The organism is Agrobacterium sp. RAC06, from assembly GCF_001713475.1.
Classification (GTDB): domain Bacteria; phylum Pseudomonadota; class Alphaproteobacteria; order Rhizobiales; family Rhizobiaceae; genus Allorhizobium.
This window is the reverse complement of sequence record NZ_CP016499.1, coordinates 3,521,116-3,544,361: the sequence shown is the minus strand read 5'-3', so window position 1 is coordinate 3,544,361 and position 23,246 is coordinate 3,521,116. Positions and strand designations below refer to the sequence as shown.

The 23,246-nt window shown below is 61.6% G+C and carries 22 protein-coding genes; 15 read left to right on the top strand and 7 right to left on the bottom strand.

Annotated elements, in window-relative coordinates:
* Nucleotides 1-119 precede the first annotated feature (119 nt).
* The gene (locus BSY240_RS16870) at nucleotides 120-494 is read left to right on the top strand and encodes a hypothetical protein (RefSeq protein WP_054148600.1); all 375 of its coding nucleotides are present in this window, start codon (nucleotides 120-122) and stop codon (nucleotides 492-494) included.
* A gap of 36 nt (nucleotides 495-530) precedes the next feature.
* Complete coding sequence (locus BSY240_RS16865; RefSeq protein WP_054148599.1) at nucleotides 531-1,019, top strand: MgtC/SapB family protein; 489 nt, start codon at nucleotides 531-533, stop codon at nucleotides 1,017-1,019.
* Between the two features lie 22 nt (nucleotides 1,020-1,041).
* On the opposite strand, the gene BSY240_RS16860 is transcribed toward BSY240_RS16865, so the two are convergent.
* Both BSY240_RS16860 and BSY240_RS16855 read right to left on the bottom strand, forming a co-directional pair.
* On the bottom strand, nucleotides 1,042-1,830 hold the full coding sequence (locus BSY240_RS16860; protein WP_069043066.1) for an SDR family oxidoreductase: 789 nt from the start codon (nucleotides 1,828-1,830) through the stop codon (nucleotides 1,042-1,044).
* Nucleotides 1,827-2,018, bottom strand: coding sequence for a DUF3008 family protein (locus BSY240_RS16855; protein ID WP_054148597.1), 192 nt, complete (start codon nucleotides 2,016-2,018; stop codon nucleotides 1,827-1,829). The genes BSY240_RS16860 and BSY240_RS16855 overlap by 4 nt, the downstream gene beginning before the upstream one ends.
* Before the next feature lie 138 nt (nucleotides 2,019-2,156).
* Between BSY240_RS16855 and glgX the strand changes: the two genes are divergently transcribed.
* The gene (gene glgX, locus BSY240_RS16850; RefSeq protein WP_069043065.1) at nucleotides 2,157-4,235 is read left to right on the top strand and encodes a glycogen debranching protein GlgX; all 2,079 of its coding nucleotides are present in this window, start codon (nucleotides 2,157-2,159) and stop codon (nucleotides 4,233-4,235) included.
* Between the two features lie 9 nt (nucleotides 4,236-4,244).
* Here the strand turns inward: glgX and BSY240_RS16845 are convergent, their stop codons facing one another.
* Together BSY240_RS16845 and BSY240_RS16840 are read right to left on the bottom strand one after the other, a co-directional pair.
* On the bottom strand, nucleotides 4,245-5,252 hold the full coding sequence (locus BSY240_RS16845; RefSeq protein WP_069043064.1) for a diguanylate cyclase: 1,008 nt from the start codon (nucleotides 5,250-5,252) through the stop codon (nucleotides 4,245-4,247).
* 244 nt (nucleotides 5,253-5,496) lie between these two features.
* On the bottom strand, nucleotides 5,497-6,684 hold the full coding sequence (locus tag BSY240_RS16840) for an acyl-CoA dehydrogenase (protein ID WP_069043063.1): 1,188 nt from the start codon (nucleotides 6,682-6,684) through the stop codon (nucleotides 5,497-5,499).
* Nucleotides 6,685-6,781: 97 nt separating this feature from the next.
* Between BSY240_RS16840 and BSY240_RS16835 the strand changes: the two genes are divergently transcribed.
* The 5 genes from BSY240_RS16835 (at nucleotide 6,782) to BSY240_RS16815 (ending at nucleotide 16,307) form a co-directional block, all read left to right on the top strand.
* Complete coding sequence (locus tag BSY240_RS16835; protein ID WP_069043062.1) at nucleotides 6,782-7,702, top strand: LysR family transcriptional regulator; 921 nt, start codon at nucleotides 6,782-6,784, stop codon at nucleotides 7,700-7,702.
* A 105-nt stretch (nucleotides 7,703-7,807) separates the two neighbouring features.
* Nucleotides 7,808-13,252 (top strand): alpha-2-macroglobulin family protein, encoded by a 5,445-nt coding sequence (locus BSY240_RS16830; RefSeq protein ID WP_069043061.1) that lies wholly within the window; start codon nucleotides 7,808-7,810, stop codon nucleotides 13,250-13,252.
* Nucleotides 13,252-15,339 carry a penicillin-binding protein 1C gene (gene pbpC / locus BSY240_RS16825; protein WP_069043060.1) on the top strand — a complete coding sequence of 696 codons (2,088 nt, stop codon included), beginning with the start codon at nucleotides 13,252-13,254 and terminating at the stop codon, nucleotides 15,337-15,339. The genes BSY240_RS16830 and pbpC overlap by 1 nt, the downstream gene beginning before the upstream one ends.
* 87 nt (nucleotides 15,340-15,426) lie before the next feature.
* A complete protein-coding gene (locus BSY240_RS16820; protein ID WP_083229649.1) occupies nucleotides 15,427-15,828 on the top strand; it encodes a hypothetical protein in 402 nt (133 codons plus the stop codon).
* A 62-nt stretch (nucleotides 15,829-15,890) separates the two neighbouring features.
* Entirely contained in the window at nucleotides 15,891-16,307 is a 417-nt protein-coding gene (locus BSY240_RS16815; protein WP_083229648.1) for an OsmC family protein, read from the top strand.
* Here the strand turns inward: BSY240_RS16815 and BSY240_RS16810 are convergent.
* Nucleotides 16,304-16,744: a DUF1810 domain-containing protein gene (locus tag BSY240_RS16810; protein WP_069043058.1), complete on the bottom strand. Its 441-nt coding sequence runs from the start codon at nucleotides 16,742-16,744 to the stop codon at nucleotides 16,304-16,306. The genes BSY240_RS16815 and BSY240_RS16810 overlap by 4 nt on opposite strands.
* 337 nt (nucleotides 16,745-17,081) lie before the next feature.
* Here BSY240_RS16810 and BSY240_RS16805 point away from each other — a divergent pair, with 337 nt between their 5' ends.
* On the top strand, nucleotides 17,082-18,185 hold the full coding sequence (locus BSY240_RS16805; RefSeq protein ID WP_069043057.1) for a DUF475 domain-containing protein: 1,104 nt from the start codon (nucleotides 17,082-17,084) through the stop codon (nucleotides 18,183-18,185).
* 72 nt (nucleotides 18,186-18,257) lie between these two features.
* Here the strand turns inward: BSY240_RS16805 and BSY240_RS16800 are convergent, their stop codons facing one another.
* Nucleotides 18,258-18,437, bottom strand: coding sequence for a hypothetical protein (locus BSY240_RS16800; protein ID WP_069043056.1), 180 nt, complete (start codon nucleotides 18,435-18,437; stop codon nucleotides 18,258-18,260).
* 131 nt (nucleotides 18,438-18,568) lie between these two features.
* On the opposite strand from BSY240_RS16800, the gene BSY240_RS24205 reads away from it, so the two are divergent.
* From BSY240_RS24205 to BSY240_RS16775, 6 genes are all read left to right on the top strand, one after another.
* Entirely contained in the window at nucleotides 18,569-18,736 is a 168-nt protein-coding gene (locus BSY240_RS24205; RefSeq protein WP_171901586.1) for a hypothetical protein, read from the top strand.
* 11 nt (nucleotides 18,737-18,747) lie between these two features.
* Nucleotides 18,748-19,017 (top strand): hypothetical protein, encoded by a 270-nt coding sequence (locus tag BSY240_RS16795; RefSeq protein WP_069043055.1) that lies wholly within the window; start codon nucleotides 18,748-18,750, stop codon nucleotides 19,015-19,017.
* A gap of 78 nt (nucleotides 19,018-19,095) precedes the next feature.
* Nucleotides 19,096-19,734 (top strand): exopolysaccharide biosynthesis protein, encoded by a 639-nt coding sequence (locus BSY240_RS16790; protein WP_069043054.1) that lies wholly within the window; start codon nucleotides 19,096-19,098, stop codon nucleotides 19,732-19,734.
* Nucleotides 19,735-19,788: 54 nt separating this feature from the next.
* Nucleotides 19,789-20,334 carry a sigma-70 family RNA polymerase sigma factor gene (locus BSY240_RS16785; RefSeq protein WP_054148584.1) on the top strand — a complete coding sequence of 182 codons (546 nt, stop codon included), beginning with the start codon at nucleotides 19,789-19,791 and terminating at the stop codon, nucleotides 20,332-20,334.
* Nucleotides 20,321-21,094, top strand: a complete 774-nt coding sequence (locus BSY240_RS16780; RefSeq protein WP_054148583.1) for an anti-sigma factor family protein — start codon at nucleotides 20,321-20,323, stop codon at nucleotides 21,092-21,094. Before BSY240_RS16785 ends, BSY240_RS16780 begins: the two co-directional genes overlap by 14 nt.
* 23 nt (nucleotides 21,095-21,117) lie before the next feature.
* Nucleotides 21,118-21,837 carry a Bax inhibitor-1/YccA family protein gene (locus BSY240_RS16775; protein ID WP_054148582.1) on the top strand — a complete coding sequence of 240 codons (720 nt, stop codon included), beginning with the start codon at nucleotides 21,118-21,120 and terminating at the stop codon, nucleotides 21,835-21,837.
* Nucleotides 21,838-21,923: 86 nt separating this feature from the next.
* Here the strand turns inward: BSY240_RS16775 and rhaI are convergent, their stop codons facing one another.
* A complete protein-coding gene (gene rhaI / locus BSY240_RS16770; RefSeq protein ID WP_069043053.1) occupies nucleotides 21,924-23,216 on the bottom strand; it encodes an L-rhamnose catabolism isomerase in 1,293 nt (430 codons plus the stop codon).
* Between the last annotated feature and the right edge of the window lie 30 nt (nucleotides 23,217-23,246).

Here is a 23,246-nt window from a genome sequence, read left to right as displayed (position 1 = left end):
ACATAGACTTAACAGCTCAAGCAGGAGACATGTTGCTCGCATAAATGGAACATGCCGTCCGATGGAACATCCCTGCGAAGCCACGCGTTTCCCATGCCGGAAACCACGGGAGTTCATCCATGCAGATCATCGAAACAGAAGTCATTGAAGGCCACGACACAAAAGGTGGCTTCGTCGTCGAATTCCTCGGAGACGGCGGCGAGAAGGTATCGGTTCACATGGCACAGTCTGAAAACGGCAGCCTGAACCGGGACAACGCCCTGCAAAAGGCGCAGGTCCTACTCGTGCAGGCGAGCCGCTTCGGTGCAACCGCCGAAAGCGGAAACGATGAACAGAGTGAAGCTGTCGAGAGCCTGCGTCAGGAGCAGCAGGAGACAGCCGACAATCCGAACAGCAACTCCGCCCTGCAGGAAGGACTGGAAGACACCTTCCCCGCCAGTGACCCGGTCTCGGCGTCCTACACCTCCACCGTCGCCAGCGACCGGAAGCATTAATCGCGGAAGGGAACGGTACCGTCAGGGATTCGGGACATGCCCTCTGAACTGAACAGTTTCGGCACCGCGACCACTCTGGAACTGTCGGCCATCGTCATCAGGCTACTGATCGCGATGGTCTGCGGCGCCTGTATCGGCGTGGAGCGCGAATGGCGCAGCCACGCTGCCGGCTTGCGCACCCACATCCTCGTCTGCCTGTCAGCGGCGATTGTTGCAATCCTGACCATCGAAATCGCTCATCACGGCGCCTTCGACCGAGACGAGATCCGTCTGGACCCCATCCGCCTGATTGAAGCCGTAACGGCAGGTGTTGCATTCCTCGCGGCAGGAATGATCGTCTTCAACAAGGGAGAGGTGAAAGGCCTGACGACGGGCGCCGGCCTCTGGTTTGCCGGGTCTATCGGCCTTGCCTGCGGGCTCGGCTTTTGGCAGATCGGCCTCATTGCAAGCGGCTTTGCGCTGAGCGTGCTGTGGCTGTTGCGGCTGCTTGAACACCGGCTGCCCCTACCTCCCGAGCGCGACTGAAGCCGCGCTCGGCAAGACGATCCTACCTCAACAGGCTCTGGCCACCATCGACCCAGATCGGCGTTCCGGTCACATGGCGCGATGCATCAGACGTGAGAAAACCGATCACATCGGCCACCTCCTCTATCGTGCCGGGTTCCCCACCCGTCAAAGGAATGTCGCCGTCAGGGAAGGTCACCGGTACCTCGGTCTGATCCTTCTTGCGAATATGCGTGTTGTCGTCGATTTCGGTCTCGATCGCGCCCGGGCAAACTGCATTGATCCGGATGCCATGGCGGCCGAGCTCGAGCGCCAATTGCTGCACCATGGCAAGTTGGGCGGCCTTGGTCGCCGAATAGGCTGTTGCACCCGGTGAGGTGAACGTCCGGGTTCCGTTGATCGAGGAGATCACCACGATCGAGCCGCCATTTTTCTTCATATGCGGCACAGCATGATGCAGCGTGAGATAGGTGCCGCGCAGGTTGATCGCGATCGTCTTGTCGAATTCCTCGGGCTTGAGGTCATCGATCGGCGCCCAGGTGCCGTTGATCCCGGCATTCGCAATGACAATGTCCAGCCGCTTTCGTTCGTCGGTCAGTCGCGTCAACGCCTGCTCCATCTCATGATGATCGCTCACATCGGCGACCAGGACCATCCCGTCGCCCCCGGCTGCGCGGATCTCCGCGAGCGTCTCGTCCAACTCCTCTCGTGTCCGCCCCAGCAGACCGACAAAGGCACCACCCTTTGCCAGATTGAGAGAAGCGCCCTTGCCGATCCCGGAGCCCGCTCCGGTCACCACGGCGGTTCTCCCGTCGAGTTCGCCGCGCCTCATGACTTGCCCTCGACATGTTCGGGCTTGCCCTGACGCTTCGTTGAGGCGAGCTCTTCGAGCTCCTTCTTGCTCATGCTATGTTCCATGCTGCGCGACGCGCCCTTGAGATCGGACACCTTAGCCTCACCCCGCTTGGCGGCCAGTGCAGCACCAGCCGCCTTCTGCTGCGCCTTCGATTTCGCCGGCATCTGCACACCTCCTGTTTCATCCGATTTCGATGCGAGGCAAACCGGCAAAGGGGCTGAAAGTTCCAGCCGGAGAGGGGCTTGGAACAAAGCTTCGCGTTCGGGAATTAAGCTGCGCAACTCCAGACATCAGAGGATCAGATGGACGCCAAGAGCACGCATTTTCATGTCACGCCGGGCGAATGGCACAGTCTCGGCGCGTGCTTCGATGGAGAGGGCACGAACTTCGCTCTCTTTTCAGCCCATGCGGAACGTGTCGAGCTCTGCCTCTTTGACGACAGCGGCAGCGTCGAAATCGCCCGGCTTGAGCTTCCAGAATACACAAACGAAGTCTGGCATGGTTATGTCCCGGGCGTGCGCCCCGGACAGCTTTACGGCTACCGTGTCCACGGGCCCTATGAGCCGGAGAACGGTCATCGCTTCAATCCGAACAAACTACTCCTTGACCCCTATGCGCGCGAAATCGTCGGCGATTTCGCCTGGTCGAAGGCTCATTTCGGCTACGACCTGGATGCGGAAGAGAAGGACCTCACCTTCAACACGCTCGACAGCGCGTCATGCTCGCCGAAATGCCGGGTGATCGATCCGAATGAGAACCGCATGTCAAACGGCTTCGCCCGCATCCCCTGGTCCGACACGATCGTCTACGAGACCCATGTCAAAGGCTTCACCAAGCTGCATCCCGCGATCCCTGACAATCTCAGAGGCACATTCGACGGCCTCGGCCACAAGGCGGCCGTCGACTATGTAAAGAGCCTCGGCATCACCTCGATCGAACTTCTGCCCGTGCATGCCTTCCCGGACGATAGCCACCTGATGGACAAGGGGCTTCATAACTTCTGGGGTTACAACACGATCGGCTTCTTCTCGCCCGCGAGCCGCTACTACGGTCCCAAAGGTCTGGTGGGCTTTCGCGACATGGTCCGCGCGTTCCACGATGCCGGCATCGAGGTTATCCTTGACGTCGTCTACAACCATACGGCCGAAGGCAACGAACTCGGCCCGACGCTCTCCTTCAAGGGCATCGACAATTTCTCCTACTACCGGACGATGCCGGACAATCACCGCTACTACATCAACGACACGGGCACGGGAAATACGGTGAATACGTCCCACCCGCGCGTCCTGCAGATGGTGATGGACAGCCTGCGCTACTGGGCTGAGGAGATGCATGTCGACGGTTTCCGCTTCGATCTGGGTACGATCCTCGGCCGGGAACCGGAAGGCTTCGATCAGCGCGGCGGCTTCTTCGACGCCGTCAGCCAGGATCCCGTTCTCTCCAAGGTCAAGCTGATCGGCGAGCCCTGGGACATCGGCCCCGGCGGTTACCACGTCGGCGGCTTCCCGCCGGGCTGGGCCGAATGGAACGACAAGTATCGCGACTCGACCCGTGAATACTGGTTGAACGCCGACAACACCTCTCAGGACTTTGCCGCCCGCCTGCTAGGCTCAGGCGACATCTACGACCTGCGCGGCCGTCGCCCCTGGGCGAGCGTGAACTTCATCACCGCCCATGACGGCTTCACCCTGAACGACCTCGTGTCCTACGACCAGAAGCACAACGAAGCCAATGGCGAGGACAACAACGACGGCCACGACCATAATCGCAGCCACAACTACGGTCACGAAGGTCCGACGGACGATGCCGAGATCAATGCGATCCGCGACCGTCAGAAGCGCAATCTCCTGGCAACACTGTTCTTCTCGCACGGCACACCCATGCTGCTCGCGGGCGACGAATTTGGCCGCTCGCAGATGGGCAACAACAACGGCTATTGCCAGGACAGCGAGATCAGCTGGCTGCACTGGGAAGACCTACCGCAGTCCTGCGAGGATCTGCGGGAATTCACCCGCCGGCTGATAGCTCTTCGCAAGGCGCAACCTCTTCTGCGTCGCTCGAACTGGCGCGATGGCATGCTTATCGACTGGTACCATGTCGAAGGCGGCCATCAGGAGCCCGAACACTGGTTCGATGGAAACCCGCTGGCGCTGAGGCTCCGGCGACCTGATCTGGAGGCGGAAGAGGGTGTTTGGCCGGAGGCGCTCCTGCTCTTCAATCCGGTCGCCGAGGACATTGATTTCGTCCTACCTGAAACCGGCGGCGGGAACTGGCAACTCGAGCTGACGACCTTCGATGTGGAGCGGCACGGCGATATCGCGGAAGAAGGCAAGGCGTTCAGGCTGCAGGCACGATCGCTTGCGCTGCTCAGACGCGCCTGATCCTTGCCGTCAATCCCGCGAGGCGCGCTGCAGCACCTCGAAATCGTAAAGCTGTCCGGCGACCGAAATGCGCCGGGCAGAAATCATGACGGGGACCATATTGCCGGCTGCGTCATGGATTTCACCCCGCATGCCTGCATAGCCACCGTCACGGTCTAGCAGCATCAGACGCTCGGCACGCGCTTCACTCCCCGACACGATGCCAGAAGCCATCATTTCGTTTCCACCGATATCATCCCAGCTTTTGCCGACGAGATCGAGATAGGCCTGATTGACCCGGATATAGCGCGAGCTCTTCTGGCCGATGCTCGAAATGGAGAAGGCCACCGGCGACAATTCGAAAAGCGCCTGAATGACCGGCCCGGATAGCGCCGTTGACTCGGCCTGCTCGATGACGTCCCTCAACATCAGCTCATCGTCTCGGCCGGCAGTGATTTCATAGTCGGCAGGCATTGCAAGCTCGTCCCGGAGAACGGCAACGAAACGCCAGAGGTCGATCTCCAGAAACTGCGGTTTGTGGCTGTCGTCTACCTTTTCGAGACGCTCCGGAAGCGCGTTGATCGCATCGGTGAGACGCTGTGTCTCACGCGGGCTTCGAGCGGAGGCCAACAGGCTGCGGAGCTTGTCCTGGGCGATATCCTGCAGGATGGCATAGGCGTTTTGCAGCTTGGCTGCCCGCTCCGCCTCCACCACTTCGACGGGACGAGAGCCGTCGGCAACGGGCAGCTCTTCGAGGAGTGCCCAGATATGACGCTCTTCGGGAGATTCCTCGTGCTTCGCGGCCCCTTGCGGCGCATAGCGGATCAGACTGAGTACGGTATCGACACCAAACGTGTCGACATCGGCTTCCGCGGTCTGGCCATTGGGCCCTACCTTGAGAGCCGTCAGCCGGGTCGGTCCGCCATTGTCGTCGAAGTATATGCAGACCTCTAAGATCGCATCAGGGAATTCCAGCCAGGGGTGTTCACTCCGGAACACTGCAAGCGCAGAGTGGTCGAGCACTGTTAGAGCATACATGACGCGTCCTCCACAACCGGCCGCAGCATACAGCAAAGGCCATCCTGCCTGATAGATCAGGAATCGCCAAATATCAGCATAAAGCAAACATCGCGGCTTCAGAATGTGTTTCTAGCCGCCGACAAGTATATGAATGTTTAAGCTGAAATCTTTGAGTTCTGGGAGCGACGCAAGAATGCGACAGTCCGGCGCCCAAACCCACAAATAGTCAGGGACGCCGGACTGCTTGAGCTCGAAAGAGCGATCAGAAGAAGGCCTGGATGCCGGTCTGGGCGCGGCCAAGGATCAGGGCATGCACGTCATGCGTGCCTTCATAGGTGTTCACGGTTTCCAGGTTCTGCGCATGGCGCATGACATGGTATTCGATCTGGATGCCGTTGCCGCCGTGCATGTCGCGAGCCATGCGGGCGATGTCGAGCGCCTTGCCGCAATTGTTGCGCTTGATGATCGAGATCATCTCCGGCGCGAACTGGTGTTCGTCCATCAGACGGCCGACGCGGAGTGAGGCAAGCAGACCAAGCGAGATTTCGGTCTGCATGTCGGCAAGCTTCTTCTGGAATAGCTGCGTGCCGGCAAGCGGCTTGCCGAACTGCTTGCGATCAAGGCCATACTGCCGAGCACGATGCCAGCAATCCTCCGCAGCGCCGAGAACGCCCCAGGAAATGCCGTAACGAGCACGGTTGAGGCAGCCGAATGGACCCTTGAGACCCGACACGTTGGGCATCAGCGCATCTTCGCCGACTTCGACGCCATCCATGACGATCTCGCCGGTGACGGAAGCACGCAGCGAGAGCTTGCCGCCGATCTTTGGCGCCGACAGGCCCTTCATGCCCTTTTCGAGAATGAAGCCGCGGATTTCGCCGCCATGCGCTTCCGACTTCGCCCAGACGACGAAGACGTCGGCGATCGGCGCATTGGAGATCCACATCTTCGACCCGCGCAGGCGATAGCCGCCCTCGATCTTCTCGGCGCGCGTCTTCATGCCGCCCGGATCGGAGCCGGCATCCGGCTCTGTCAGCCCGAAGCAGCCGATGAGTTCACCGGAAACGAGACCCGGCAGATACTTGTCCTTCTGCTCCTCCGAGCCATAGGCGTAGATTGGATAGATCACCAGCGACGACTGTACGCTCATCATCGAGCGATAGCCGGAGTCGATACGCTCGATCTCGCGGGCGACGAGGCCATAGGAAACATAGTTCGCGTCAGCAGCGCCGTATTTTTCGGGCAGGGTGACACCAAGCAGGCCAGCCTTGCCCATCAGCCGGAAGAGTTCCGGCTCGACCGTTTCGCCGAGATAGGCGTCGGCGACCCGCGGCGCGAGCTCGGCTTCTGCAAAGGCCGCTGCCGCATCCTGGATCATCCGCTCGTCCTCGCTGAGGATCTCGGACATCAGGAAGGGGTCACTCCAGGAAAAGGGTCGCATCTCGCTCATCGGTCTCATCCATTTGTTTCGTTATCACAGATTGCTCATGTCGGAGCGCAATTCAACCCATGTTTACTCATGTTGCTATTAGGTCTATTCATATCGCATGCTCACACATCAACGCCGCTTCCTGCCATCGACGAGCGCTCTCGCCGCCTTCGATTCCGTCGCCAAGCTCGGTAGCTTCTCGGCCGCCGCCAACGAGCTGGCGCTGACACAAGGCGCGATCAGCCGCCAGATCGGCCTTCTCGAAGACCAGCTCGGCGTCAAGCTTTTCGAGCGAACCAATCGCGGTGTCGAATTGACAGCGATCGGCCGCACCTATGCCAAGGGTATCGGCGACGCGCTTGCCACGATCCGCACGCTGTCGCTGGAGGCCATGGCAACCCGCGATGACACCCATCTGCGTCTCGCCATCCTGCCGACCTTCGGCACCCGTTGGCTGATGCCGCGCATGCCGGACTTCCTCGCCAAGAATCCAGCCATCATCATGGACTTCGCCACCCGCATCGGCCAGTTCGATTTCGAGGGCTCCGGTCTCGATGCCGCGATCCATATCGGTGAACCGAACTGGCCAGGCACCGATTGCCAGTTTCTGATGCATGAATTGGTGGTGCCGGTCTGCAGTCCGGCCTTTCTCGATGCCAACCCGGTGAACCGGCCGGAAGACCTTCTGTCCAAGCCGCTGTTCGACATGGCGTCCCGCCCACGGGCCTGGGAACAATGGTTTTCCAGCCTCGGCATCAGTGAGGGCCGCGGCGGCGGCATGCGCTTCGAGCAATTCTCCAACGTCGTCCAGGCCTGTCACGCGGGCCTGGGGATCGCGCTCGTCCCGACATTCCTGATCGAGCCGGAGCTGGCGAGTGGCCAGCTGGTCCGCGCCTGGGATCATGAGGTGAAAAGCGCAAGCGCCTACTACCTCGTCCGCCCGCTGTCGAAGATGGCCTATGGGCCGGCCAGCACCTTTGCCACCTGGATAATCGAACAGGCAAGAAGCTTCAGCGAGCGACGCCCCACGAGTGCTTGAAGACCACCAAGAAATGACTCGTAGGGTGTGTCCTGTGCCGATTGACAAGCCTCCGTCATGAGCAAAGACTAACCTCCGAAGCCATGATCAGGCTTGGAGGGGACCATGTTTACGAACCGTTTTTCGGCGTTGCTCACAGTCGCGCTGGCTCTATTGCCATTATCCCCTTCAGCTTACGCGCAGGATATCAGGACAATCGAACGCATTGACGATGCGGACTATTTCGGATTCGACCTGCGAACCGAAAAGAACGTCTCCATCGATGAATGCGAGGCGAGCTGCATCGGCGACGCCTCCTGCCGCGCCTTCACTTTTAATCCGAAGGTCAACTGGTGCTTCCTGAAGTCCGATTATGACCAGCTGAACAGCTTCCCGGGCGCGATCGCGGGCCGCATCGTGGTTCAGACGGCGGAAGAGGACATCGGCGCTCCGCCGGCGCTGACCTTCGTCTCCGACTACCTGAAATCGGAAGCCCGCAATCAGCGCAGCAATCTTGTCATTGCAGCCGAACAGCAGGGCCTGGGACGGGACTCGCTGATTGAAATAGGGCGCGCCTCCTTTGCAAGTGGCAACATCGACTACGCCATTCTGTCCCTGAAGGGTGCACTGGCGATCGATGCAGACGACGAAGCACTCTGGCTCGAAATGGCCCGGATGGCCAATACCGTCATCAACAACTACGGCATGGCCAACGAAGGCGCGATGGCGTCGATCAACGGCTATCTCTTGACCCGTGGCGCCTCCACCCGCGCCGACGCGCTCGCCACGCTGGCAAAGTCCCTTGAGAACAGCGAGAACTGGCGTCCGGCTCTCAGCGCCTACAAGGCAAGCCTCGAACTCGCGTCGAATGCGCAAGTGCGCGCCGGCTTCGAAGACCTGCGCTCCCGACAGGGTTTCCGCGTCGTCAACAACACTGTTGATTCCGACAGCGCTTCGCCGCGCGCCTGCGTCGAGTTCTCCGAACCGCTGGTCAAGCGCGGAGTCGACTACTCGTCCTTCGTCACGCTTGACGGCAAGACGCCGAAGGCGCTGGAAGCAAAAAACAACCAGATCTGCGTCGAGGGCCTGGAGCATGGCGGTCGCTATCGTCTTGCCGTTCGCGCCGGCTTGCCGTCCTCGGTCGACGAAAACCTGGATGCTCCGGTCGAACTCGAGCTCTATGTCCGTGACCGCACATCGACCGTACGCTTTACCGGCGACAGTTTCGTTCTCCCATCATCCGCGCGCCAGGGCATTCCGCTCGTCTCGATCAACAGCGAAAGCGCCAATCTCGAACTCTACCGGATCGGCGACCGCAACATCGCCCCGCTTCTCGCCGCCTCGCAGTTTCTCACCCAGATGGACGGCTACACCGCCGGCCGCGTGAAGGACGAGATCGGCGAACTTGTCTGGCAGGGTTCGGTCGAGATTGCCAACGAGCAGAACAGGGAGGTCGTTACCAGCATTCCGCTGCAGGAGGCCCTGCCGACCCGCAAGCCCGGCATCTATGTGATGACTGCGGTCTCCCCGACTGGTGTGAACGAGAGCTGGGACAGCCGCGCGACGCAGTGGTTCGTCGTCTCCGATATCGGCCTTTCGACCTTTGCCGGCACCGATGGGCTGCATGTCTTTGCACGCTCGCTGGCATCGGCCAGCCCACTTGCCAATATCGAGCTGCAGCTGATCGCAAAGAACAACGAGATCCTGGCGACCGCCATAACTGACGCCGAAGGCCGGGCCCGTTTCGACGCCGGCCTCGTGCGCGGTGGCGCAGCGCTGGCTCCGGCCGTGATTGCGGCCCGCAGCAGTGCTGACGACAACGTCTTCCTCGACATGACGCGCGCCGGCTTCGACCTCTCCGACCGCGGCGTCACCGGTCGCCCCGCGCCCGGCCCGGTCGATATCCTCGCCTGGACCGAACGCGGCATCTACCGCCCCGGCGAGACTGTGCATGCCGTAGCGCTGGCCCGCGACACCAATGCCGACGCCATTTCCGGCCTGCCGCTCACCTTCCTCTTTTCGCGACCCGACGGGGTCGAGTTCCGCCGTTTCGCGGTGTCAAGCGAAACGCTGGGTGGTTATGCCGTCGACCTGCCGATCCTTGCCAATGCGATGCGTGGCACCTGGACAGTCGCCATCCACACCGACCCGAAAAAGCCGGCCATCGCTCGGTCGACATTCCTGGTCGACGATTTCGTGCCGGACCGGCTCGACCTGAAACTTTCGAGCGAAGCCGGGGCAATCTCTATAGACGAAGCCGTTACCGTGTCGGCCGATGGCCGTTATCTCTATGGCGCGCCGGCAGCCGGCCTGACGCTCGAAGGCGAGGTGGTGATCCGCCCGACGACCAGCCATCCCGATTTTCCCCGTTACAGCTTCGGCCTTTCGGACGAGGAGGGCATCGAAGACATGCGTCTGCCGCTCGAAGGGCTGGACGCGCTGGATGACGATGGCCTCGCCGAAATCGAGGTTGCCCTGACCGATCTGCCCTCGACGACACGCCTCCTGAACGCGGATATTGTCCTGCGTCTGCGCGAAAGTGGAGGCCGCGCGGTCGAGCGCAAGCTAACCCTTCCCGTCACGCCGGAAGGACCCGTCATCGGCATCAAGCCGGAATTCGAAGGCGAGGTCTCCGAGAACTCGAATGCCGCCTTCAACCTGATCGCGCTCGGCTCTGATGGCGAGCGCCAGGCCCTAGCCGGCGCGAGCTGGAAGCTGATCAAGCTGGAGCGGAACTACCAGTGGTATCGCGATGGTTCCTCCTGGCGCTATGAGCCGATCACCACGACCAAGCTCGTGGCCGACGGCACCGTCGATATCGCAGCGGAAGGCACACCACTTTCAACACCGGTGACCTGGGGCGCCCATCGTCTGGAAGTCGAGCAGGGCGGCGCCGTCACCAGCGTCGACTTCGATGCCGGCTGGTTTGTCACAGCAAGCTCTACCGAAACGCCAGACGCACTCGAGATTGGCCTCGACAAGCCGGCTTACAAGGTCGGCGATACCGCAAAGCTGAAGATCTCGCCGCGTTTCGCAGGCCAGGTTATCGTTACCTCGGGCACCGATGCCCTGATTTCGACGCAGGTTGCCGAAGTCCCGGCCACCGGCACGGAAATCGAAATTCCAGTTACTGCGGATTTCGGCGCCGGGGCCTATGTGACCGCGACCCTTTTCCGCCCCGGTGACGCCGAGGAAAGCCGCATGCCGGCGCGTGCAATCGGCATTGCCTGGCTCGCCGTCGATCCGGGCGCCGACAAGCTGGCCATCAAGCTTTCGCCACCGGAAAAGACCTTGCCCCGCCAGCCCCTGGAAATCCCGGTGGAAGTGACCGGCGCTGGCATCGGCGAGGAAGCCTATGTGATGGTCGCCGCCGTCGATGTCGGCATTCTCAACCTCACCCGCTATGAGACACCAGATCCGGAAAGCTACTATTTCGGCCAGCGCCGGCTCGGCCTCGAACTGCGTGACCTTTATGGCCGTCTGATCGATGGCTCGCTGGGCGCAACCGGACGCCTGCGCACCGGCGGTGACGGGGGCCAGGTTGCGCTGCAGGGCAATCCACCGCGCGAAAGGCTCGTGGCCTTCTTCTCCGGTCCGGTGAAGCTCGATGCAGATGGCAAGGCGATGGTCTCCTTCGACATCCCGCAGTTCAATGGCACGGCGCGTATCATGGCCTGGGCCTGGTCGAAGACCGGGGTCGGTCACAGCGAGGCGGACGTGATCATACGAGATCCGATCGTCGTGACGTCGAGTTTGCCCAAATTCCTCGCCCCTGAGGACGAAAGCAGTCTTCGTCTGGACATCGCCGCGACGGACGCTCCATCCGGCACCTACACGCTGGCCGTCACCGGCAACGGTCCCGTCAGTATCGGAGGATCGGAAAGCCAGGAGGTCACGCTGACGGCGGGTGAAACCACCACCGTAACCCTGCCGCTCACTGCCAACACACCCGGCGACGGCGCGATTGACATCGCGCTCACAGGTACAGACGGCATAGCCATTTCCCAGTCTCTCGATCTTCCCGTACGCCCAGCAACACTGCCGATCACCGAGCGGCAGGTCATTGCGCTGGCACCGGGCAAGAGCCTGACCGTGGATAGTGACCTGCTCGCAGACAGCCTCTTGCAGGGAGCCTCCGTCAGCCTCAATGTTGCTCGCGCCGATGGCTTGGACATTCCGGGCCTGTTGATGGCCCTTGACCGCTATCCCTATGGCTGCGCCGAACAGACGACCAGCCGCGCGCTGCCGCTTCTATACTTTGATGAACTGGCCAAGCTTTCCGGCCTGCCGGAGGACGAGTCAATCAACAAGCGCGTCCAGGACGGCATCCTACGCGTGCTGGCCTATCAATCGTCGAGTGGCTCCTTTGGCCTCTGGGCACCGGGTTCCGAAAGCCTCTGGCTCGACGCCTATGTCACCGACTTCCTGACCCGCGCCCGCGAACAGACCTTCGACGTGCCGGAGGAAGCTCTCGTCCAGGCCTTGCAGAACCTGCAGAACCGCATCGCCTATGACAACGACATCCGCACGCGCGGCAACGAGATCGCCTATGCTCTCTACGTGCTGTCACGCAGCCGCAAGGCCTCGCTGAGTGACCTTCGCTACTACGCGGACACGATGCTAGGCGACTTCCCGACGCCCCTGTCGAAAGCGCATCTGGCAGCGGCATTGTCGCTCTACGGTGATAGCGAGCGAGCCAACGCCGTTTTCCTCGATGCAGCCGGAATGAGCGAACAGGCCCGTATGACGCCGGTCAGCTTCTCCCGTTCCGACTATGGCTCGGCGCTTCGCGATGCTGCCGGCGTTCTGGCGCTTGCCGCCGAAAGCCGCCCGGTTCCGCCCGTCGTTCCGATCCTGGCAAAGGTCGTGGCCGACGAGTGGAAGGCGAAGCAGACACTCAGCACCCAGGAACAGACCTGGATGCTGCTAGCCGCCCGCGCACTCCAGCAGGATGACGAGGGGCTGAAGCTTGAGGTCAATGGTGCCGAAAAGACCGGCGCCTATGCGGCCACGATCCCGGGCGACGCACTCCTAGAGGCGCCGCTGACGCTGACCAACACCGGCCTTGATGCCGTGAGCGCTGCGGTTACCACGGTCGCGGCTCCGGCCCTGCCACCGGCAGCCGGCGGGGAAGGCTTCGAGATCAACAAGACCTACTACAGCCTGACCGGCGAAGAGGCCAACATCACAGAGGTCATCCAGAACGAACGCTATGTCGTGGTCTTGGAAGTGACGGAAGCGGATGACTGGCCGGCCCAGCTTCTCGTGACCGATCTGCTTCCGGCGGGCTTCGAGATCGACAATCCGAGCCTGGTCGACAGCGCAGCGCTCGCCAACTTCGACTGGATCGGCCAGACGGAGACCGCGCATCTCGAATTCCGCAGCGATCGCTTCGTGGCTGCCGTCAATCGCGGCGAGGGCGAAAACGGGACCATCACGCTGGCTTACGTCGTCCGCGCCGTCACGCCGGGCACCTACGACCTGCCGGCCGCGAACGTCGAAGACATGTATCGTCCGCAGCTGTCGGCGCGCACGGCAGCCGGTGCGATGACGGTCTCGACGGCACCCTGATGGGCCGCCTGAGGCGCATCGGTATAAGCTTGGGGGTGGCTGTCATCACGGCCACTGCCTCGCTCGCTGCGCTGGATTGGGCGGACACAAACTACCCTCCCCCGCTGGAGGAAGCGCGCGCAGTCTCGACCGAAATTCTCGATCGCGACGGCCAGCTTTTGCGTGCCTTTGCCACGAAAGAAGGCCTTTGGCGCTTAGAAACAACAGTCAATGACGTCGACCCTGCTCTCATCCGCATGCTGATCGCCTATGAGGATAAGCGCTACGCGGACCATCACGGCGTTGACCTCATGGCGCTGGGACGTGCCGCCTGGCAACTGGCCGCCAACGGCCGCATCGTTTCGGGCGCATCCACCCTCTCCATGCAGGTCGCCCGCCTGATCGAGCCTCGTCGCGAGCGATCGCTGACCGCCAAACTCATCCAGATCGCCCGCGCGATCCAGTTGGAGCGGCGGCTGACGAAGACAGAGATCCTCAATCTCTATCTCACCCACGCCCCCTATGGCGGAAACCTGGAAGGCGTGCGCGCAGCAAGCCTCGCCTGGTTTGGCAAGGAGCCGAAGCGGCTGTCGACTGCCGAGGCCGCTCTGTTGGTCGCCCTGCCGCAACTGCCGGAAAAGCGCCGCCCCGACCGCTACCGCCACAACGCACACGAAGCGCGCAAGCGGGTTCTGGAACGCGCTCGCGAAGCCGAAGTCGTCGACAAGACGGAGGTCGAGCTCGCGCTGAACGCATCCCTCCCCCCTATGCGCAGGCAGTTGCCGGCGCTTGCCCCACATCTCGCCGAAGCCGCACGGCGCAAGGCACCCGAGATCAGCACCCACCAGACCACCATCCTGCGGCCTGTACAGGAGACCCTGGAAAAAGTGGCGCTCGAAGCGGGCCGCAAGCTCGATCCCAAGGTCTCGCTCGCCTTGCTGATGGCCGATGCCACCACCGGCGAGATTGTCGCAGAAGTTGGAGCTGCCGATTACTTCGATGCCTCCCGCTCCGGCTGGATCGACATGACGCGCGCCGAGCGTTCGCCGGGCTCGGCGCTGAAACCCTTCATTTACGGCCTCGCCTTCGAGCAGGGTCTGGTGGCTCAGGAAACCATTGTCGAGGATCGCCCGGCCGACTTCTTCGGCTACCGCCCGAAGAATTTCGACATGCAGTATCAGGGCGATGTCAGCATCCGACAGGCTCTGCAGCTGTCGCTCAACGTGCCGGCCGTGCGTCTTCTTGATGCCGTCGGTCCGTCTCGCCTGATGGTTCGCCTCCGACGCGGCGGGGTCACCCTGAAACTGCCCCCCAACGAAGCGCCAGGCCTCGCGATTGCGCTTGGCGGTGCCGGCATCACGCTGAAAGACCTTGTGCAGCTTTATGCCGGTCTCGCAAACCGCGAACAGCCGGTCCGGCTCGGCGACGGCATCCGCGACAAGGCCGAACTTGTTGACGAAGAGTCGCTTTTCGAACCCGCAGCCGCCTGGACGGTGGCAGACGTCCTCGGCGACGTCCTGCCTCCAAGCGGCAGCCCGCCCGCCGGCATCGCCTACAAGACCGGCACCAGCTACGGGTACCGCGACGCATGGTCGGTCGGCTATGACGGTCGTTATGTGCTCGGCGTCTGGATCGGTCGCCCAGACAATGCCGCCGTCCCCGGCATATCGGGCTATCAGACGGCAGCCCCGATCCTCTTCGAAGCCTTTGCCAAATCCGGCCTTGCCGGAACGCCCCTGCCCCGCGCACCGACAGGGGCAAACCGAATCGCCGCATCGGACCTGCCGCAATCGCTTCGCCGCTTTTCCTTGGAATCCAATGGCCTGGTCGCGGTTTCCGCGCGCGAGCGGCCACCACGGATTGTTTATCCCCTGGAAGGTTCGGTTCTCGAACGCGGCAAGGGCGCGGATGGCGAGGCTTTGCCGGTCGTCATGAAGATGCAAGCCGGACGCGCGCCCTTTCGGTGGCTCGTCGATGGCAAACCGATGCGTGAATCCACGCGCCGCAGAACCGGCGAATGGCATCCCGAAGGCATAGGGCAATCGACCCTGACCGTGATCGATGCGGAAGGGCGAGCCGCTTCAGTCAATGTCTTCGTCCGGAATTGACACGCCTGTTGCTGGCAGCCGTGATCCACCGCAGGACGGCTCGCGTAGACGATCCCGTTAACCCATTTTGAACGGGAGATCTTCGTTATGACCAGCAGCATGCGTGCCGGACTGATCACGCTCCTGACGATCGCGTTCATCGCCCCGGCAGCGATGGCGAACGAGCGCTTTACCGCCTCCACCATCAAGGAAGAAATCATCGGCAAGCGCATCTACCTCGCCGTGCCCTTCGGTGGCGAATTTCCGCTGAACTATCGTCCGAACGGTCAGGTGGATGGGTCGGGCGAAGCCCTAGGTCTCGGCCGCTTCGCCAAGCCGAATGACAAAGGCAAATGGTGGATCAACGGTGACCGCCTCTGTCAGCAATTTACCAGCTGGTACAAGGGGGCGCCGATGTGCTTCGAACTGATCCGCACCGGTGACAAGCGCCTGAAATGGATCCGCGACAACGGCGAAACCGGCACGGCGCGCATAGGCAACAGCATCTGACACAGCTGGTCGCGCCATCCCTCGATCCCTATTCTGAACCATCAAGCAGCATGGGGACTGGAATGGCAGATCTGAGAAGCCGCCCGATCGGCGCAACGGCGACACTTGGGCGAAGGGGTTACCCCATCATTGAATCCGCAACCGGCGGTGAGCTCGAAATCGTTACCGGGCCGACCCAGGCAGGCTTCAATCCCCTCGACCTGCTATTGGCCTCGCTTGCCGCCTGTATGAGCATGAGCGCGCGGATAGCCGCCCGCGAACTGGGCCTCAGCGATGAATTCGAGGGGCTGCAGGTCGGGGTGACTGGAGAAAAGGCCTCGGACGAGCCCTCGCGTTTCGCCTCGATCACCGTGACACTGGCTTTCGAGGGCACTCTCGATCCGCATGATCAGTCGAGGATTGCGCACCGCGCCGAGGAAATCTGCACCGTCAGCAACAGCCTCTCGCTTCGCCCCATATTACTGATCAGCTCCGCCTAACCGGCGAGACGCTGCAACGTGATTGCGTCAGGCTCTCCGCCACAGAACACGTCGAGAGCCTCGCGGAAGATCGCAGCGTCGTCGGGATCGGCAGCGGCCGCAAACAGCGTCATGGATGATCGGAACTTCATGTCGTCGGGTTGACCGAAAATCTCCACAAGGCTTCGGTCCTGATGCGCCAATACGGCCCGGGTGACCGTACGCAGGCGCTCTCCGAGGATAGCATGCGCCAGATACGCACGCGCCTCATCAAGCGACCTCAAGGCAAATCGCTGGGCAGTGGGCGATCGGCCCAACCCCTCCAGTTGCGGAAAGATGAACCACATCCAGTGACTGCGCTTCAGGCCGCCCTGCAATTCCCGAAGCGCCTGTGCGTAAGTTTCCCGCTGCGCTTCGACGAAGCGCTCGAGGTCGACGAGAGAATGATCTTCAGCCATTTGAGCCTTGCTCCTCTTGCCTCAACGCTGGTCGGGCAGGCCATCGCCAATGCCTGATACGATCAACTAATCCGCCCTATCCGCCTTAATTCTTGACGTCGGACCAATGTTCGTTAACAAGAATGTGAGGCGCCGTGATTTCAGCATCACCGCGCCCAAACCTGGTGCCGGGCCCCTCTGGCGAGAGTTTACGGCGCTCTCGTGATGTCGGTACCGCCAGCAAATTTCAGCCGGCGGATTCTAGAAAAATGAACACTTGGATCATGCTTCATGCGAAGGCGTGCAGGACGCTTCGCATCTCCCCTAATTTCGTCTCCTCCAGCCTGGAGGACCGCACATGAGCACCGCAGCAGCAACGGGTGGCAATTCCACTCTCGGTTACTTCCGCTGGGCCTTCATCGTCACGGCGATCGGCCTGCTTCTCGGCGCCGTTCTCGGATGGCAGATGAGCGGCACAATCTCCGGCATGGCGACCATCTTCTTCATCTGCTCGGTCCTGGCCGTGCTTGAAATCTCCCTGTCCTTCGACAACGCCATCGTCAACGCCAACAAGCTCAAGGACATGACGCCCGTCTGGCAACGGCGCTTCCTGACCTGGGGTATCCTCATCGCCGTCTTCGGTATGCGCATCATCTTCCCGCTGTTGATCGTGGTGATCGCGGCGCAGATCGGCCCGATCGAAGCCGTGATCCTCGCCGCCCGCGAGCCCGCGGAATATGCGCGCATCATGAACGATGCGCATCTGCCGATCGCGGCCTTCGGCGGTACCTTCCTGATGATGGTCGGCCTCACCTACTTCTTCAACCAGGAGAAGGACATCCACTGGATCGAGTGGCTCGAAAGTCATATGGCGCGCTCCGCCTCGATCAAGGGTATCGAGATTGCGCTCGTGCTGCTCCTGATCCTGCTGTTCTCCAATCTTCTTGACGGCGAAGAGGCGACGACCTTCGTCTATTCGGCGATCTATGGTCTCGTGACCTTCCTCGCCGTCGAAGTTCTCGGCGGTCTGCTCGACGCCTCGCAGCGTGCCATGAGCGAAGCGGCAAAGGGTGGCCTCGGCGCCTTCATCTATCTTGAAGTGCTGGACGCCAGCTTCTCTTTCGACGGCGTCATCGGCGCCTTTGCACTGACGCAGAACCTCTTCATTATCGCGATCGGCCTTGGCATCGGCGCCATGTATGTGCGCTCGATGACCATCATGCTCGTCGAAAAGGGCACGCTCGCCGAATATCGATACCTCGAACACGGCGCCTTCTACGCCATCCTGATCCTGTCGGTGATCATGTATGTGCAGACACTGTTCCACATCCCGGAAGTGATCACCGGTCTTGGCGGTGCGGCACTCATCGGCATCTCGCTGTGGTCCTCGATCAAGTACAATCGGGAAGAGCGGGAAGAAGAAGAACGTCTCGCCGGCGAAAGCGTAGCCGAGAATATCTGACTGAGAGCGTTTGAGAAAAGTGAGAAAGGCCGGCCTTCGCGCCGGCCTTTGTCGTTTCGGATGCGCGAAGTGTCACTCCGGGCCGAGATCCGTCTTTTGCGATCCGATCTCCGGCAGCGATCCCGTGCCCGGCGTCTTCATCGGATCCTGCAGCTCCTTCTTGTCGTGAGGACCGGCCGCCGGCATGTCTTCCGCGTGAGACTTGTCCTCTTCGACCTGCCGCTTGCGCGAATGTTCGATCTCTTCAGTCATGGATGTCTCCTTTGCTGGGACATTGGAAACCTGCAAACAAGCGCCGAGGTTCCGCCCATTCGACACGACCGCGCCGGAACCGACGATGGACGACGACGTTCGATATGCATGTGAAGTGGAGGAGAGCCCGCATGACCACCGCAAAGACCACCGAAGCGCACGGCCATCAGACGCCACGCGAGGAGCACGACACCAGGAGCGATCGCCTGGAACTGTCCGAACGAGACGAAAAGGTCGACCTTGAGGACGAACCAACCGAACAGGGCGTAGATCTCGATTCCAAGCGTCGGATAGATTGAAGGCAATCACCATGAACACAGCCAATCCTCAGCTTGAAGGTCTCTATCTCGCGATTTCTGCTCTTGTCCGCCGCATGATCGACAAGGGCCTGCTCGACCCGGATGACCTTCATCAAGCGATGGCGGAGGCCCGGCAAGCGGCGGAACAGGATCTGCAAACGTCCTCGCTCTCCGACGCCAACCGGAAGGCAGTCCTCTTTCCGATCGACCTCCTCGACAAGGCGGACGGCGACGTCGAAAGCTTCCGCGCTCTGGTCCGGCTAATCGCGGCGCGCCAGTAGCCGACCAAACGCGGGCAGGCGATCTTGCGTCGACCAAAAGCTCTCCTACATCTTGGCGGTTACAGGAGAGCCAAACCCATGACCATAATCGCGCCGCTAGACAGCACCACTGCTGAGGGCGGGGTGGCATCCAGACGATTGGCCAGGCTTCGAGCCCATGTCGCCGAAGCGGGTTCAGTAACCCTGGATGAGTTGATGTCGGCCATGGGCCGCAGCAGCATCGCCTTTGCAATCCTGATCCTCTCTCTTCCGGCGCTCACTCCCATCCCCGGTCCGTTTGGCCTCGTCTTCGGGAGTTGCCTCGCGATCATCTCGCTCCAGATCATCGCGGGTTTCAGACGCATCTGGTTGCCTCAATTTCTGGGACGACGGCAGGTTTCCGGCGGAACGATCGAACTCATGGTTCGCTACACGGCGCCCCTCGTGGCGCGCGTGGAAACTCTCCTGCGCAAAAACCGCCTGCGGCGCTTCGCCGGACCACGTGCTCAGGCATTTCTTGGCCTACCCGTTCTTTTGCTTGCCATCGCCGTCGCGCTACCGATCCCTTTCGGCAACATGCTTCCCGTGGCGGCCCTCGTGATGATCGCGCTTGGCCTCATGGAGCGGGACGGTCTGGTGACGATCCTGGGTTTGGGCATGGGCGTGATCGCACTTGGGGCGACCGGCGGCCTCGTGTATGCTGCGGCCTGGGGACTGGGCTCGATTGTCGGCCCGTGAAAAAAATCTTTTTGGCGATGGAATAGGATCGCTGTCGGCTCCGTATACTGGGGCATGACGACGAACTCGAACCCGTTCAATGTGATTGGCCAGCTCGCAGCCCTGCGACGCTACGCCCGTTCGCTCGTCAGAAATCCGGACGAGGCGGAAGACCTCGTTCATGATGCACTTATCCGGGCCCTGGAGCGCAGGTCGACCTTCAAGAGCGGGGGCAGCATCCGCAACTGGCTGATGTCCATCCTGCACAATACGCATATCGACCGCCTTCGCCGGGACCGCGCCGCCAGTCGGCGCCAGGATGCGACACTGGAGCTGACCGATATGGTGGCGCCTGCGGGTCAGGAGCATTCGGTACGGCTGGCGCAGGTACGCGACGCCTTCCTGTCTCTTCCGGAAGACCAGCGCGAAGCGCTCCATCTCGTGGCCATCGAGGAGCTTTCCTATCAGGAAGCGGCCGATGTCCTGAATATCCCCGTGGGCACGCTGATGTCCCGCGTTTCCCGCGCCCGCGCCCGGCTAAGGGCGATGGAAAGCGGCGAGGACGCGAACCTCGTGCCCCACCTCAGAATCGTTGGAGGAAACCCCGATGACCAGCAATGATCCTGTAATCGAGGCCGACCTGCACGCCTATGTCGACGACCAGCTGGATGTTGGTCGCCGTATCGAGGTCGAGGCCTATCTGTCGGAAAATCCTGCGATCGCCGCCAAGGTCATGGCCGATCTGCGTGTGCGCGACGAATTGCGGCTGGCGCTTGCGGGCATGCCAGCAGTCGTGCGTCAGGAAACGCGTGATGCGGCACGGGTGCTGGAAAGCGCCTTCAACCGTCCGCGCACGATCGACGTCATTCGGCGTGCGGCGGCAGTCGTGCTTCTCGTGGGCGCCGGCTGGATCGCCCATGGTTGGATCGCCCCCGGCAGCATCGGCGAAGTTGTGGCCTCAGTGCCGCCGCCGCAGTTCGTCGAGGAGGCCGTGCGCGCGCATCAGACGGCGGAGCTGCGGGAAAAGATGAGCTCGCAGTCCGAAACGAGCCGCTTCGATCCGGCCGAGATCCGTTCCGCCACGGCCATCGTTCTGCCGGCCATGCCGGATGACTGGACCGTGCGGGACGCCCAGATTTTCCCCTCGACCTACGGACCGAGCGTCGAGCTCGAGGTCGAGCCCCAATTCGGCGAGAGGTTGTCCCTCTTCGCCGTCAGGCCTGGCAATTTTGCCGTTCAGCAGGTGCTGCTGAAGCAGGAGGGTCAGACCAACGCAGCCTATTGGCAGATCGGCGAGGTTGCTTACGCGCTGATCTCCGAAACCCAAAACCCGGACAGGCTGGCCGAACAGGCCCGCAAGCTTGCCCGGACCCTTTACTGATCCATTCAAGGAGGTAACTGACTATGGATCCCATCCAGAACCGCTTCGGCTACGGCGCTCAGGCCCAGTCCGCAGCACTTTTCGACGAAGGCCTGCGCAAGCACATGCTGCGCGTCTACAACTACATGGGCCTCGGGCTGGTCATCACCGGCATCGTCGCCTTCGTCGTGAGCCAGACCCCGGCGCTCTACGTGCCGATCTTCTCGACCCCCTTGAAGTGGGTCGTGATGCTGGCCCCGCTCGCCTTCGTCTTCTTCTTCTCGTTCCGCATCCACGCGATGTCGGCCGCGACCGCGCAGATGGCCTTCTGGGCCTTCGCGGCCGTGATGGGTCTGTCGCTGTCGTCGGTCTTCCTGGTCTTCACCGGAACCTCGATCGCCCGCACGTTCTTCATCACCGCGACCATGTTTGGCGCAATGAGCCTCTACGGCTACACCACCAAGCGTGACCTGTCGCAGTTCGGCTCGTTCCTGATGATGGGTCTGATCGGTGTCGTCATCGCCTCGATCGTCAACATCTTCCTCGGCTCGAGCGCCCTGCAGTTCGCGATCTCGGTGATCGGCGTCGTCGTCTTCGTCGGCCTGACCGCCTGGGATACCCAGAACATCAAGCAGCAGTATGCCGAAAACTTCGACCAGGAGAGCCAGCAGAAGCTCGCCGTCTTCGGCGCGCTGTCGCTCTACCTGAACTTCGTCAACCTGTTCCAGCTGCTGCTGAGCCTGACCGGCCAGCGCGAAGAATAAGATAAAAACGCGTCGGGAGAACGCTTTGACAAGGAAACGCCCGGGTATCGCCCGGGCGTTTTCACGAGATGAGAAGCAAGCCTGGCTCAGACAATCCCGCCGGAGCCACCCTTGACCGCAGGACGCTCGGCCGCAACGCGGAACCGGTAGCCACTGGCACGATAGGTCGCCACCGGATCGATCGCACCACCAGCCCGCAGCCGCGCTTCTGCAAGAATCGGCTCGACATCGGTCCGATAGGCACGCTTCAGCGTTTCGGATGCCATCAGCGCGTCATTGCCGCTCTGGTACCCTTCGAGAGCCGCACGATCCACAAGCAGCGCCTGGGCATAGGCACGGCGGATCTCGTTGGCGCTCGAAATCAGGCTTTCGATCGGATCTGTCACGTTATGGCTCTGGTCGATCATATGCGCCGGATGGAAGCCCTTCACACCCCGATGCTCTGCGTCAACGAGCTCGTTGAACACCAGGAACAGCCGGTAGGGTTCGACCGATCCGGCATCCAGATCGTCATCGCCATATTTGCTATCGTTGAAGTGGAAGCCGCCGAGCTTTCCGAACTGAATGAGCCGCGCAACGATCATTTCGATATTGGTGTTCGGCCCATGATGCCCGAGGTCGACGAGGCAATAGGCCTTTTCTCCCAGCGTCTGCGCGATGAGATAATTCGTGCCCCAGTCCTGCACGACGGTGGAATAGAAGGCCGGTTCGTACATCTTGTGTTCGGAGAACAGTCGCCAGTCGTGCGGCAGCGCCTTGTAGATCTCGCGCATCGCGTCGAGATAACGCTCGAACTGGCGGGTGAAGTTGCTCTGACCGGGGAAGTTGGATCCATCACCGATCCAGACGGTCAGTGCCTTGGAGCCGAGGGCTGCACCGAGTTCGATGCACTCGATATTGTGCTCGACGGCCTGCCGGCGGGTCGCTGCATCCACATGGCTGAGCGACCCATATTTGTAGGAATGCGGCTGGTCGGCGCTATCAGAGAAAGTGTTCGAATTCATCGCGTCGAAGCCCAGCCCCAAAGCATCCGCCTTGGCCTTCAGCTCCTTCGGATCCGCCTTGTCCCAGGGGATATGCAGAGAGACTGTCGGCGTGGCGCGGGTCAGCTGCTGGATGACGCCGCAATCGTCGAGCTTGTCGAAGATGTGCCGCGGCTCTCCTTGCCCCGGAAATCGGGCAAAGCGCGTGCCGCCGGTGCCCACGCCCCAGGAAGGAACGGCGACAAAAAAGTCCGCGACCTTCGCGGTCACGCTCTCGATATCGATCGAGCTCCGCGCCAGCTTCTCGCCCAGCGCCTGGAAATCGCTGCGGTGAGCCGCCTCGCGCTTGTCATTGTCAGCCGCAACGATATCGACGGGAATTCGGATCTCGCTCATTCTTTCCTCCACCTCGCGCGAACGATTACC